8 protein-coding genes are annotated in these 13,332 nt (G+C 67.3%); 6 read left to right on the plus strand and 2 right to left on the minus strand.

All coding sequences use genetic code 11. The annotated features are described in order from the left end of the window. Window positions 1-6: 6 nt before the first annotated feature. The 6 genes from AC4D14_RS00960 to AC4D14_RS00985 are packed head-to-tail and all read left to right on the plus strand — an operon-like array spanning window position 7 to window position 7,167. On the plus strand, window positions 7-1,977 hold the full coding sequence (locus AC4D14_RS00960) for a DUF6541 family protein (RefSeq protein ID WP_490899703.1): 1,971 nt from the start codon (window positions 7-9) through the stop codon (window positions 1,975-1,977). Between the two features lie 56 nt (window positions 1,978-2,033). After that, window positions 2,034-2,699: a glycosyltransferase family 2 protein gene (locus AC4D14_RS00965; protein WP_490899705.1), complete on the plus strand. Its 666-nt coding sequence runs from the start codon at window positions 2,034-2,036 to the stop codon at window positions 2,697-2,699. Window positions 2,700-2,704: 5 nt separating this feature from the next. Next, window positions 2,705-3,124 (plus strand): DUF2304 domain-containing protein, encoded by a 420-nt coding sequence (locus AC4D14_RS00970; protein WP_490899707.1) that lies wholly within the window; start codon window positions 2,705-2,707, stop codon window positions 3,122-3,124. Further along, the gene (locus tag AC4D14_RS00975; protein ID WP_490899708.1) at window positions 3,121-4,917 is read left to right on the plus strand and encodes an ABC transporter ATP-binding protein; all 1,797 of its coding nucleotides are present in this window, start codon (window positions 3,121-3,123) and stop codon (window positions 4,915-4,917) included. The genes AC4D14_RS00970 and AC4D14_RS00975 overlap by 4 nt, the downstream gene beginning before the upstream one ends. Window positions 4,918-4,969: 52 nt before the next feature. Continuing rightward, window positions 4,970-6,154, plus strand: coding sequence for a glycosyltransferase family protein (locus AC4D14_RS00980; RefSeq protein ID WP_490899709.1), 1,185 nt, complete (start codon window positions 4,970-4,972; stop codon window positions 6,152-6,154). Next, window positions 6,151-7,167 carry a glycosyltransferase family protein gene (locus AC4D14_RS00985; RefSeq protein ID WP_490899710.1) on the plus strand — a complete coding sequence of 339 codons (1,017 nt, stop codon included), beginning with the start codon at window positions 6,151-6,153 and terminating at the stop codon, window positions 7,165-7,167. The genes AC4D14_RS00980 and AC4D14_RS00985 overlap by 4 nt, the downstream gene beginning before the upstream one ends. A 74-nt stretch (window positions 7,168-7,241) precedes the next feature. Here the strand turns inward: AC4D14_RS00985 and AC4D14_RS00990 are convergent, their stop codons facing one another. Both AC4D14_RS00990 and AC4D14_RS00995 read right to left on the minus strand, forming a co-directional pair. After that, window positions 7,242-10,127, minus strand: a complete 2,886-nt coding sequence (locus AC4D14_RS00990; protein WP_490899711.1) for a GH25 family lysozyme — start codon at window positions 10,125-10,127, stop codon at window positions 7,242-7,244. 152 nt (window positions 10,128-10,279) lie between these two features. Beyond that, window positions 10,280-13,309 (minus strand): FG-GAP-like repeat-containing protein, encoded by a 3,030-nt coding sequence (locus tag AC4D14_RS00995; RefSeq protein WP_490899712.1) that lies wholly within the window; start codon window positions 13,307-13,309, stop codon window positions 10,280-10,282. Window positions 13,310-13,332 lie beyond the last annotated feature (23 nt).

The following is a 13,332-nucleotide window of genomic DNA, read 5'->3' on the forward strand; positions in this document are numbered from 1 at the left end:
CTCCCCATGTCCTGGTCCGATACCCTACCGGCCTTTGCCCTCGTCTTCTCCGTGCTCTTCCTGCCCGGGGGGCTGATCGCCCTGGCGCTCGGTGCGCGGGGGGTGCCGCTCATTGCGGCCGCCCCGGCCCTGGGCGTGGGCGCAATTGGGGCCTCCGGAATCGCCGGCGGCGTCCTCGGTGTCCCTTGGAGCATTCCGCTGCTGGCTGCAGGGACCGTGGCGATTGCGGCGGGCGCGTGGCTCTTCGCGCGCTTCATCGGCTCCCGACCCCCACGGCAGCCGGGCGCCTGGCAGTGGCGGGGGCTGCTCGGCATGGCTGCGGGCGCCGCATTCGCCGCCGTTGTCATCGGGCAGCAGCTGAAGTTCGGAATCGACCGCCCGGACCACTTCTCCCAGCGGTACGACAACGTCTTCCACCTCAATGCGGTGCGCTATATCCTCGAGACCGACAACGCCTCTATGCTCACCCTCGGCAGGATGATCTCGCCGAGCAAGGCACTGGCCATCTACCCGTCCGCCTGGCATTCGATCACGGCCCTGGTGGTCGACGGAACCGGGCTGGCCATACCCGTGGCAAGCAACGTGGTGAACATCGCGGTGGCGGCGGTCGTCTGGCCGCTCTCGTGCATCTTCCTCTCCTACATCCTTTTCGGTGCGCGGCTGTTCCCGCTCGCCCTGACCGGTGTCGCCTCCGCCTCGTTCCCCGCCTTTCCGACAGCCCTTTTCGAGTTCGGCCCGCTCTTCCCGAACACGCTGTCCTACGCGGTCCTTCCCGTAGCGGCGGGGTTCCTTGCAGCTCTCTTCGGCCTCGGCCGGCCAACGGGCATGAGCACCGGCGGGCTGATCGCCGCCCTGGCCGCAAGCTGCGCCGCGCTGGGCACCGCCCAGCCCAACGGGCTCGTGGCGCTCATGGCGTTGTTCGCTCCGGTCGGGCTCGCGGCCTGGGCGCGGTGGTGGACCAGAGCCCGCCGGGAGGCCCGCGGCCGGCGGTACCACCTGATCCAGTCCGCGGTCCTGGTGGGCGTTGCCGCCGTGTTCGTCGTGCTCTGGAAGGTTCTGCTCCTCAGCTACGACAGCCGCAACCCTTTCACCACGGGCGGCGCGGCGCTGGGGGAGGCGCTCACCGGCTCGGCAAGCAGCACGCACACCACCTGGGTCCTTGCGGCGGCGATTCTGATCGGTGTGGCGACGCTGTTCCGCCAGCGGGAGTCCTGGTGGATCCTTGGCTGGTTCGCCGTGCTGGCAACGCTCTACATCGTTGTCGCGTCCGTTCCCCGGGGGCCGGTGCGCATGGCGTTGACCGGCGGCTGGTACCAGGACGCACCGCGCCTTGCCGCGCTGCTGCCGATGATCAGTGTGGTTCTCGCCGTGGCGGGGGCGGCCTGGCTCGCCGCGCGGCTCACCGACGCCGTCAAGGCGCGCGCCGGGCTGCCGGTCGGACTCAAGCGGGCCGCCCCCGTCGTCATCGGCGCCGCGCTGCTGGCGCTCGTGATACCCGGGGCCTTCTCGCAGGCAATGGACGATTCGGCCAAGGATGTCCGCCGGGCCTACAGCTTCGACCCCAAGTACGCCGACATCCTCACGCTCGACGAACGGGCCCTGATCGGCAAGCTGCCAAGCCTTGTGCCCGAAGACAGCGTCATCGGAGTGAACCCCTGGAACGGCGGAGCCCTCGCCTACTCCTACACCGGGCTTGAGGTGAGCCAGTACCACATGACCAAACCGGATGAATCGTTGGCCAGCGTCGCGCAGAGCGCCGACAGCGCCGATGCCGGTTCGGAAACGTGCAGCACGGCCCGTGAGCTGGATATTGAGTTTGTCCTGGATTTCGGCGACAACTATCTTCTCGATTTCGACGAGGCCTTCGCCTATCCCGCCTTCGATAATGCGGAAGACTCCCGCTACAGCCTTGTTGAAAAGGTCGGCGAAGCAAGGCTTTACCAGCTGACCAACTGCTTTGAGGAAGCGGCACCGTGAGCACCGGGGTGGCACCGGAATCGGGCAGGGAGACCGCGCTATGCGATACTGGCCTAGTGAGTCGTACCTGGATTGTGATCCCCCTGTTCAACGAGGCTCCCATCATCGGCTCCGTCATCAAGGACCTGCTTCCGGTGTTTCCCAACATCGTCTGTGTTGACGATGGAAGCACCGACACCTCGGCCGAAGCGGCGCGGGCTGCGGGCGCCGTGGTGGTGCAGCACCCCGTGAACCTTGGCCAGGGCGCGGCCCTGCAGACCGGTTTTGAGTATGTGCTGCAGGACCCCGAGATGAGCTGCGTCGTCACCTTCGACGCCGACGGCCAGCACCGGGTCGCCGATGCGGAGGCCATGGTTCAGCGCATCCAGTCGGGTGAAGCCGACGTGGTGCTCGGTTCCCGGTTCCTCGATGGCAGGACGAAGCTTGGGCCCTTGAAGCGCATTGTGCTGCGCACGGCCGCCGTCCAAATCCGGTGGAGCACCGGCATGCACCTCACCGATGCGCACAACGGTCTCCGCGCGTTCAACCGGCAGGTCACCTCCAACCTCCACCTCACCCAGAACCGGATGGCCCACGCCTCCGAACTGATCCATGTGCTCTCCACCCTCAAGCCTCGCTGGACGGAGCATCCCGTAGAGATCGTCTATACCGAATACTCGAAATCCAAGGGACAATCCCTCCTCAATTCCGTCAATATCCTGGCGGACCTGCTTTTTAGGTAACCCACATGCTCATAGTCGTCCAAATAGTCCTCCTGCTTGTCGTCATTTTCTTTTCGCTCGTGCTCATCCGCGGCGGCTCGAATGCAAAACATATGGCAATCCGCAGGATCATGGTGCTGCTCTTCGCCATTGCGGCAGTGCTCTCCATCTTCTTCCCGACGATCCTGACGCAGCTCGCCAGGATCGTCGGCGTGGGCCGCGGCACCGACCTGATGCTCTACGCGTTCATTGTTTCCTTCCTCGTTTACATGTCGACCACCCACCAGCGGTTCCGGCAGATGGAAGCGACACTGACCAAGCTTTCGCGCCGCATCGCCCTCGACGAGGCGGAAAAGCCATGGGAGGCGGCCCCGGCCCCACGGGTTGAAGAAAGCACGACGCCGGGGGAGAAGTACGGTGCGCGGGTAGCCGCGGATAAGAAATGAAGTCACTGATCCGGATCAACCGCCGGCTGCTTGAGGTTCTCCCCGATTCCGCCCGCAGGTTCCTCATCCGCTATGCCGTGCTGTCGTCATCGCTGGCGCTCATTGACATCGTGGCCCTGGGCCTGTTGGCCGTGACAATGTCGAGCATTATCTCCGAGACCCCCGTCGGTTTCGGGCCCGTGGTCATCGACTCGGTCTCCGACTACGCAGTGGTCCTTGCGATCTTCTGCACGCTGGTCATCGTGAAGAGTGCCATGAACGTCCTCCTCCTCCGCATCGCCACAGCACGCTTCGCAGCCCACGAGGTGTCGATCGGCGACCGGCTCCTTGGCGCCTACATGCGGGCACCATGGGTCGACCGGCTGAAGCGGAACTCCTCGGAACTCGTGCGGTCGGTGGACTCGGGTGTGTCGATCACCGTGTCCGGCGTCCTGATGCCGTCGATGGGCCTCGCCGGCGAGATCGTCACCGTCCTCGCCGTCGTCGTGGTGCTGCTCGCAAGCAACTGGATCACGGCGATCACGGCGATCATCTACCTCGGCCTCGTTGCCCTGTTCCTCTCGCGGGGTATCTCCAAGCGCGCCGTCGCGAACGGGCGGCGGAACCGCCAGTTCTCCCTGCGGACGGTGCGCCTGATCACCGAGGCGATGGGCGCGCTGAAGGAAGTGACCCTCAAGGGCGCGACGGCGGACGTGGAGAAGGCGGTCCACGCGAACCGCATCCAGTCCGCCAAGGCCCGCTCGATGGCCCTCTTCCTCGGACAGGTGCCGCGCTTCGTCCTCGAGTCGGCCCTGATCGGCGGCTTCATGCTGGTGGGCATCGTCGGATACCTGACGAGCCCCGCCGGAGTCGACCCTGTGACCAACACCCTTGCCGCGATTGCCCTGTTCGGAGTTGCGGGCTTCCGCATTGTTCCCTCGCTGACCCGCTTCCAGTCGATCCTCTCGACGGTCCACTCGAGCACCCCCTTCGCAGAGCAGGTGCTTGCGGACATCAAGGAAGCCGAGGCCCGGGCCAAGGATGAGGAGTCCCCCGACCAGACGGCCCTTCCGCCGGGCGTTCCCGACATTGTGCTCACGAACGTCAGCTTCAGCTACCCCAACACGGATGCTCCGGCGCTCGTCGACGTGAACATGACGATCCCCGCGGGCTCGCGCGTTGCGGTTGTCGGCGCCTCCGGGGCGGGGAAGTCGACACTGATCGACCTGCTGCTCGGGCTGCTCCTTCCCAGCTCGGGAGACGTCCTCATCGGGGGCGTCCCCATGCGCGAGGTGCTCCACTCCTGGCGCTCCCGGGTCGGCTACGTGCCCCAGGAAGTTTCGCTCTTCGACGCGTCGATCGCGCAGAACGTCGCACTCACCTGGGACCCCGACGAGGTCGACCCCGACCGGGTGCGCCGCGCCCTGAAGCGCGCACAGATGCTCGACGCCGTCGAATCGCGTCCCGACGGCATCTACGGTGCAGCGGGAGAGCGCGGCATGGCCCTCTCCGGCGGCCAGCGCCAGCGCCTCGGCATCGCGCGCGGGCTGTACCGCGATCCGGCCGTCCTCGTCCTCGACGAGGCGACAAGCGCGCTCGACACCTCAACTGAGGCCGCCGTCACCGATGCCATCCGGAACCTCGCCGGAAGCGTCACGACCATCACGGTCGCCCACCGGCTCTCAACGATCAAGGACAGCGACGTCGTCTTCTTCTTCGCGGACGGCCGCCTGGCCGGACGGGGAACCTTCGACGAGGTTGTTGCCCAGATGCCCGATTTCGCCAAGCAGGCCGCACTGGCGGGCCTGGCCTGAAAACCATCGATCCCGCGGGCCGGGATTGCGACGTAGTGAAAGTGTGGAAACGATGAACGACGGAAGTATGCGCGCCGGCCGGCCCCGGGTATTGGTTCTCTCCTTTTCCCCGATCATCCGCGATCCGCGGGTCCTGCGGCAGATCAACCTGCTCAAGGAGTTCGCCGACGTCATCTCGTGCGGCTACGGCGAAGCGCCGGCGGGCGTCGTCGAGCACGTCCAGATCCCCGATGCCCTCGCGGCATGGCGGAGCAGCTTCAAGGTCACCGCGATGCTCCTTGCCGCGCGGTACCACGAGAAGCTCTACTTCGACTCCGAACGGGTCAAGTTCGTCCGGCGCGCGATCCCTGCCGGGTCGGTCGACGTAGTTGTGGCTAATGACGTCATCGCCGCACCGCTCGCCCTTGCCCTGCGGCCCACCCGGGGGGTCCACGCCGACCTCCACGAGTATGCGCCCCGCCAGGGCGAGGACAGGCTGCAGTGGCGGCTCCTCATCGGGCCCCTGATGCACTGGGCCGCCCGCAAGTACGTCACCAAAGTCGACTCGGCAACGACAGTCGCAAAGGGCATCGCCGAGGAGTATGCCCGCGTCTACCGGATGCCGGAGCCGCTTGTCGTTCCCAACGCGTCGTCCTACGACGACCGCTACAGCCCCACGGAAGTGCAGGAGCCGCTCCGGCTGATCCACACCGGCGCCGCGGGGCGCGGACGGAAGATCGAGGTCATGATCGAGGCGGTGGCGCGGGCCAACGAGCTGCGGCCTGGCACGGCGACGATGGACCTCGTGATGGTTCCGGGCGAGCAGAAGTACATCGACGAACTGACCGCACAGGCCGCCGAGGTTCCGGACGGAGCCGTGCGGATGGTGCCGCCGGTGCCGTTCGAACAGATCGTTCCGCTGCTGCAGAACTACGACGTCGGTATCTTCATCTGCCCGCCGAGCACCTTCAACCTGCTCCACGCACTGCCGAACAAGCTCTTCGAATTCGTGCAGGCCCGTCTGGCCGTCGTGATCGGCCCGTCCCCCGAAATGGAACGCGTTGTCCGCAAGCACGAATTGGGTGTGGTGTCCGACGGGTTCGACGCCGAATCCGTTGCCCGGCTCCTCACCAGCCTCACCCCCGAGGCCGTCGCGGCGATGAAGCAGGCCTCACACAAGTCGGCCCGGGAGCTCAGCGCCGAAGAGGTGGTTGGCCCCTGGGAAGACGCAGTGCGGAAGCTGATCGGGGCCGCATGATGCCGGGCGAGGCTGCGGGAGTACGCGCCCTCCACGTCCACGATGCGGCCAACGTGGGCCGCAACCTCGTGGACACGGCCAACGAGATGGGCCAGTCCTGGTCGATGACCGGCATCCCCTGGTACTACCGGCGCGACTGGACGGGCATCCTGAAGCACCCGGCCCTGCGTACCCGGCCCGTGCTGTGGGACGGGACCCTCGCCCTGATGAGCGCGCGGGCCGATGTCGTCCACTTCCACACGGGCGGGCTTTCCCAGCACGCCCGCTGGCTGCGGACACCGTGGGTGCTCCACTTCCATGGCACCGACGTGAGGTCGCGCCAGTACGACGGCTGGGCTCCCAAGCTGAAGTACGGCGTTGAACACGCCGACGCGATCCTCTACTCGACCCCCGATCTTGCTCCCCATGTCCGGAACCTCACCGACAGGGGAGAGTACTTTCCCGTCACCATCCGGGCCGACCGCCTGCCTGCCTGGCAGCCGCGTCCCGGGCGCGTCGTCTTCGCCTCCCGGTGGGACGACGTTAAGGGGGCGGCACAGCAGATCGAGGTGGCCAAGCGCGTGCGCGAGGCGCACCCCCAGGTCGAGCTCGTGGGGCTGGAGTGGGGGGAGCGGGCCGCGGAGGCGGCGGAAGCCGGAATCACGCTGGTGCCCAAGATGGCGCCCGAGCACTTCCACGCCTGGCTCGCCACCGCATCGGTGGTCGTCGGCCAGATGACGAGCATCCTCTCGGTGAGCGAGCTCGAAGCGCTGGCGATCGGAGCGCCGCTTGTCAGCACCGCCGACCGGTCCTTCTATCCGCAGCTCACCCACCTCGGCGGAACCAGCGTCGAGTCGGTCGCCGGCGGGGTGGTCAGCGCCCTCGAGGATCCGCAGGCCGCCTCACGGCAGCAGGACGGGCCGGGATTCGTCGCAAAGGAGCACGACGCCAAAGTCGGTGTTGAACGCCTGACCCGGTTGTACTCTTCGCTGATCTCCAACGGGAAACGCCGCGGCGCTGACACTGCCGGCTGAGCGATCCTTCAATAGCTCGATATACGACGACGGCGGGGCCCCCTTTCGGGAGGCCCCGCCGTCGTCGTTTGGAGTTAGAGTTTTCCGGCGGGGGTCCGGGTGGTGTAGCCGGGGTTGGGGGGCATGCCGGTTCCGGTGTAGCGCCAGAGGGATCCGTCGGTGCGGGTGGCCAGGAGGTCGGCTTTGGTGTCGCCGGTGAGGTCTCCGGGGCCGAGGATGGTGGTGGAGTTCTGCCATCCGGTGCCGAGTTTGGTTCCGGGTTTGATGCCGGTGGCGGTGGCGGAGGCGGTGCCGGTGCCGGCGTAGAACCAGAGGCTGCCGTCGGGTTTGCGGGCGAGCAGGTCGGTGCGTTTGTCGCCGTTGAAGTCTCCGGGGCTGAAGACGTGGTTGAAGTTCTGCCAGCCGCCGGTGCCGATTTTCACGGCCGTGGTGTAGCCCTTGTTGGTGGCCGAGACGGTGCCGGTGCCGGGGTAGAGCCAGAGGGTTCCGTCGGGTTTGCGCCCGAGCAGGTCGGCTTTGGTGTCGCCGTTGTAGTCTCCGGGGGTGATCAGCTGGGTGAAGGTGTTCCACCCGGTGCCCAGGCGGCGTCCGGGTTTGTAGCCCTCGCTGGTGGTGTTCACGGTTCCGGTGCCGGCGTAGAGCCAGAGGCTGCCGTCGGTGTGGCGGGCCAGCAGGTCGGGTTTGGCGTCGCCGTTGAAGTCGCCCGGGGCCAGGATCTGGGTGAAGGCGTTCCAGCCGCCGGTGCCGATCTTGCGGGCGGGGTCGTAGCCTCCGGCGGTGTTGCCGTTCAGGAGCCAGAGGGTTCCGTCCTTTTTGCGTCCGATGAGGTCCTTGGTGCCGTTGGCGTTGAAGTCCCCGGGGGAGGCAAGGGCGGTGTAGTCCTGCCAGCCGGTGGCCGCGATGCGGGTGCCGGGCTTGTAGCCGCTGTCCTTCATGGCGGTGCCGGCGAAGAACCACAGGCTCATGTCGGTCTTGAAGCCCACGAGGTCGGTCCTGCCGTCGCGGTTGAAGTCGCTGGCCCCGACGACGTCGGCGTAGCCGGACCAGCCGGTGGCGATGGCCCGTCCGGGCAGGTAGCCGGTGCTGGTGGCGCTGACGTTTCCGGTGCCCTGGTAGAGCCAGAGGGCGCCGTCGGGTTTGCGGGCGAGCAGGTCGGCGCGGCCGTCGCCGGTGTAGTCCCCGGCGCCGGTGATCATGTTGAACCCGGTCCAGCCGCCGGTGCCGATGCGCACCGCGCCGGTCACGATGCCCGGGCTGGTGCCGGTGCCGCGGTAGAGCCAGAGGGTTCCGTCGGGTTTGCGGGCGATCAGGTCGGCCCGGCGGTCCCCGGTGAAGTCTCCCGGGGAGACCATGATGTCAAAGGCGTTCCAGCCCTGCCCGCTCTTCACCGCGCCCTTGTAGCCCTCGGCGGTGGCCGTGACCACGCCGGTGCCGGCGTAGAACCACAGCGTGCCGTCGGTCTTGCGTCCGACAAGGTCGGGGCGTCCGTCCCCGTTGAAGTCCTGGCCGCCGATGAGCTGGCTGTAGATGCCCCAGCCCGAGCCGATCTTCACCGGAGCCTTGAACGATCCGGTGCCGGTGCCGTCATGGAACCACAGGGTCCCATCGGGGCGCCGGGAGATAAGGTCATCGGTGCCGTTGCGGTTGAAATCCCCGGCATTGACCGCAGCCAGCGTCTTATCCAACACCACCGGAGCCGGAGCAGGAGCAGGAGGCGTCGGAGCAGGAGCAGGTGTGGAGGTGGTTGTGTTGCGCACGAAGCGGTCCAGGCCGGCGGCGCTGCCGTTCCAGCGGTTCCAGTCTCCGACAACGGGGCCTTCACTTGTGTACTGCCACAGGCTGTAGGTGCTCCACCCGGCCGGAAGGGCACCGGTGCAGCAGTTGTTGTAGGAGGCGATGTGCAGGGGGTGGTTGGCGAAGGCGGTGCTGTTGCCCGTGCACCGGTTCCACCAGTCGGTTGTGGAGTAGATCATCGGCAGCCGGCCGGTGCGGCGCAGCATGGTGTTCGAGAAGTCGCGGATCCAGGTCACCATCTGGGCCGGGCTCATGTTGTAGCAGGTGTTGCCCAGGGAAGGGTACGGGTTGTACTCGACGTCGAGGAGGGGAGGCAGGGTTTTGCCGTCCGCCGACCAGCCGCCGCCGTTGCGCACGAAGTAGTCGGCCTGGGTTGCCCCGCTTGAGACGTTGGGCAGGGCGAAGTGGTAGGCGCCCCGGTCCATGCCCACGTTCTGCGCGCCGAGGTACTGGCCGGAGAAGTAGGGGTTCAGGTAGGTGTGCCCCTCCGATGCCTTCGTGTAGGCGAACCTTGAACCCCTGCTCCATGCGGCGGCCCAGTTGACGTTGCCCTGGTGGCTGCTGACGTCCACTCCGAGGATGCCGGCCGGCTGCCAGTAGTTGATCAGGGTCTGGAAGGTGGATTCGGCCATCGGGGACATCTCCGCGGGCGCGCTCGGCGCGGGTTCGGAGGCCTCCGGCTGCTCCGACGTGCTGCCTGATTCCTGCGGGAGCGCGCGCGGTGCATCCGATGATGCTTCCTCCGCCGCAACCTGGGCGAGTTCCTCCTGGGTGGGGACCTGCGGATCGCCGGTCTCGGCGATCCGCTCGGCGCCCTGGCCCAGGCTTGCCCCGAGCGGCCCGATCACATCGGCAAGCGCTTCAGCGTTCCGTGCCAGTTCTTCGGGGGAGAGTTCCTCGGCGTCCGCCGTCGACAGCTCGCCGGTCTCGGCGGATTCGCTGGATGTGCCGGGGGCCGGGGAGGCAGGCTGTTCCTGCGCGTTCCCGGAGGGCTGCGGGGCGGGTGTCGCCAGCCCGGGGGACTCCGCGGGCGAAGGCTCGCTCGACGCGAAAGGCGGCTCTGCCTCCGGTGGTGCGTTGAGGGCGGCCGCTGAGGTGGTTCCGCCTACGAGCGCCGCGGTGAGGATTGCCGCGGCGAGAACGGAGGCTGGACTGTAGCTTTTCACGGTTGAATCTCCAGATAGTGCGGGTTCACCGGTTCCGGGAGCCGCTGGGGAAGCCCTCCGGGGTAAGTGGGGGACCGGTGAAGGTTGGTCCGGTGGTGTAAGCCGGGCCCTAATGGGCCCCACTTACACCATCGGCACTTCTTGTGGACTGGTTAGAGTTTTCCGGCGGGGGCTCCGGTGGTGTAGCCGGGGTTGGGGGGCATGCCGGTTCCGGTGTAGCGCCAGAGGGATCCGTCGGTGCGGGTGGCCAGGAGGTCGGCTTTGGTGTCGCCGGTGAGGTCTCCGGGGCCGAGTATGGTGGTGGAGTTCTGCCATCCGGTGCCGAGTTTGGTTCCGGGTTTGATGCCGGTGGCGGTGGCGGAGGCGGTGCCGGTGCCGGCGTAGAACCAGAGGCTGCCGTCGGGTTTGCGGGCGAGCAGGTCGGTGCGTTTGTCGCCGTTGAAGTCTCCGGGGCTGAAGACGTGGTTGAAGTTCTGCCAGCCGCCGGTGCCGATTTTCACGGCCGTGGTGTAGCCCTTGTTGGTGGCCGAGACGGTGCCGGTGCCGGGGTAGAGCCAGAGGGTTCCGTCGGGTTTGCGCCCGAGCAGGTCGGCTTTGGTGTCGCCGTTGTAGTCTCCGGGGGTGATCAGCTGGGTGAAGGTGTTCCACCCGGTGCCCAGGCGGCGTCCGGGTTTGTAGCCCTCGCTGGTGGTGTTCACGGTTCCGGTGCCGGCGTAGAGCCAGAGGCTGCCGTCGGTGTGGCGGGCCAGCAGGTCGGGTTTGGCGTCGCCGTTGAAGTCGCCCGGGGCCAGGATCTGGGTGAAGGCGTTCCAGCCGCCGGTGCCGATCTTGCGGGCGGGGTCGTAGCCTCCGGCGGTGTTGCCGTTCAGGAGCCAGAGGGTTCCGTCCTTTTTGCGTCCGATGAGGTCCTTGGTGCCGTTGGCGTTGAAGTCCCCGGGGGAGGCAAGGGCGGTGTAGTCCTGCCAGCCGGTGGCCGCGATGCGGGTGCCGGGCTTGTAGCCGCTGTCCTTCATGGCGGTGCCGGCGAAGAACCACAGGCTCATGTCGGTCTTGAAGCCCACGAGGTCGGTCCTGCCGTCGCGGTTGAAGTCGCTGGCCCCGACGACGTCGGCGTAGCCGGACCAGCCGGTGGCGATGGCCCGTCCGGGCAGGTAGCCGGTGCTGGTGGCGCTGACGTTTCCGGTGCCCTGGTAGAGCCAGAGGGCGCCGTCGGGTTTGCGGGCGAGCAGGTCGGCGCGGCCGTCGCCGGTGTAGTCCCCGGCGCCGGTGATCATGTTGAACCCGGTCCAGCCGCCGGTGCCGATGCGCACCGCGCCGGTCACGATGCCCGGGCTGGTGCCGGTGCCGCGGTAGAGCCAGAGGGTTCCGTCGGGTTTGCGGGCGATCAGGTCGGCCCGGCGGTCCCCGGTGAAGTCTCCCGGGGAGACCATGATGTCAAAGGCGTTCCAGCCCTGCCCGCTCTTCACCGCGCCCTTGTAGCCCTCGGCGGTGGCCGTGACCACGCCGGTGCCGGCGTAGAACCACAGCGTGCCGTCGGTCTTGCGTCCGACAAGGTCGGGGCGTCCGTCCCCGTTGAAGTCCTGGCCGCCGATGAGCTGGCTGTAGATGCCCCAGCCCGAGCCGATCTTCACCGGAGCCTTGAACGATCCGGTGCCGGTGCCGTCATGGAACCACAGGGTCCCATCGGGGCGCCGGGAGATAAGGTCATCGGTGCCGTTGCGGTTGAAATCCCCGGCATTGACCGCAGCCAGCGTCTTATCCAACACCACCGGAGCCGGAGCAGGAGGCGTCGGAGCAGGGGTCGGAGCGGGAGCGGGAGCAGGCACCGACGCCGGAGCGGTGATCGTGATCGTGGCGCTGGTGCTGCTCACCGTGTTGATCGCCACCTTGGTTCCCTTGTGGGTGGTGAAAGTCGAGCCGGCCTGCCATGAGTGGTTCGTGTTGTAGTAGCCGGCCCACCGGCTGTTCGGGGTGAGTGCGATTGAGGCGTTGCCGCTCCAGCCAAGGTGGTCCTTCTTGATGATCTTCACCCCGCGGTTGCCGCCGGTGGCGATGCTCGCATCCCGCCCCACGGGGAGGCGAAGCTCCAGGTAGTAGACCTCGCGGCTGACCGGGTCGGTGAACTTCACTGCGCGGTTCGCGCCGCTTCCGGCCCATGCCGTGAGCGTGTAGCGCTTCGTCCCGGTCGCGACGCCCGCGTTGCGGATCTCGTCGCCCCGGCCGAAGCCGCCGTATTCGTACATGAAGGAGTTGATCATCGGGGTGTGGAGCTGGGCGAACCCCATGATGTCCACGGTGTCGCCGTATTCCCAGGTCTTGCAGCTGGTGTCGCCCCAGCCCCCGGCAACCCGGGCCACGTCGAGGCGCCCGTTGCCGCAGTTGAGGGAGTTCGAGTGGTGAAGGCCCAGCACGTGGCCGAATTCGTGGGCCACAACATTGTTCGTTGTTGCCGAGGGGTAGGGCATGATCACGCGCCCGCTTGTCGCGCTGTCGGTGAAACCGCCGCCGAGGATTCCCCAGTTGCCGTAGGAGTTCAGGTCCTTGTGCGGCACGAAGATGACGAGGGCCTCATATGGCTTGTACTGCCAGTTCAGCTCCCGTGTCACCGTGGCCATGATCTGGTCGTAGGAGTCGGTGTGCTTGGCCTTCGACACGAACCCGCGCACCTCGGAGACGGTGGTCATGGAGAGGCGGTTGATCGATGCGCTTTTCCAGTAGGAGCTTGATGCGGTGATCGAGGCCCTGGCGGCGGCCATGTCGATGGCGTTCACATCCGCGGTTGTCTTGTCCGCGAGTTTCACCGTGACGAGCTTGACCTTGAAGTCGCCGTAGCGGGGCCCGAAGGCGGCCGAACCGGCGGTGCCGTCGGTGGACTGCGCCTTGTGCAGATGGTCGCCCGGTTCGGGATGGTTCTCTCCGAGCCGGGGGTTGGCTCCGGGCTCGAGGAGCGGGTTCCAGGTGGGGTCCGGAACGAAGGATGTCACCTCGTTGTCGGCGGGTTGTGCCGTGGCCGGCTCCGGAGCCTCGGATGGTGCCGCGGGAGGTTCTGCCGGTGCGGGTGCCGGAGCCGGCGCAACGGACGGGCCGGTGGGCTCCGGTGCAGGGTTCACCGCGGGCGCTTCTCCTGCGGTGGGAGCTGTCGAGGGTGCGGGGTGGACCTGGGCAACAGCAACGGCTGGCACTGCGCTGACGAAAAGCGCAATGG

Source organism: Arthrobacter sp. TJ-254 (assembly GCF_058269175.1).

Bases quoted from the DNA above. Each gene is read 5' to 3' on its own strand.
- AC4D14_RS00960 (WP_490899703.1), top strand. From the start codon at position 7: ATGTCCTGGTCCGATACCCTACCGGCCTTTGCCCTCGTCTTCTCCGTG.
- AC4D14_RS00970 (WP_490899707.1), top strand. From the start codon at position 2,705: ATGCTCATAGTCGTCCAAATAGTCCTCCTGCTTGTCGTCATTTTCTTT.
- AC4D14_RS00975 (WP_490899708.1), top strand. From the start codon at position 3,121: ATGAAGTCACTGATCCGGATCAACCGCCGGCTGCTTGAGGTTCTCCCC.
- AC4D14_RS00980 (WP_490899709.1), top strand. From the start codon at position 4,970: ATGAACGACGGAAGTATGCGCGCCGGCCGGCCCCGGGTATTGGTTCTC.
- AC4D14_RS00985 (WP_490899710.1), top strand. From the start codon at position 6,151: ATGATGCCGGGCGAGGCTGCGGGAGTACGCGCCCTCCACGTCCACGAT.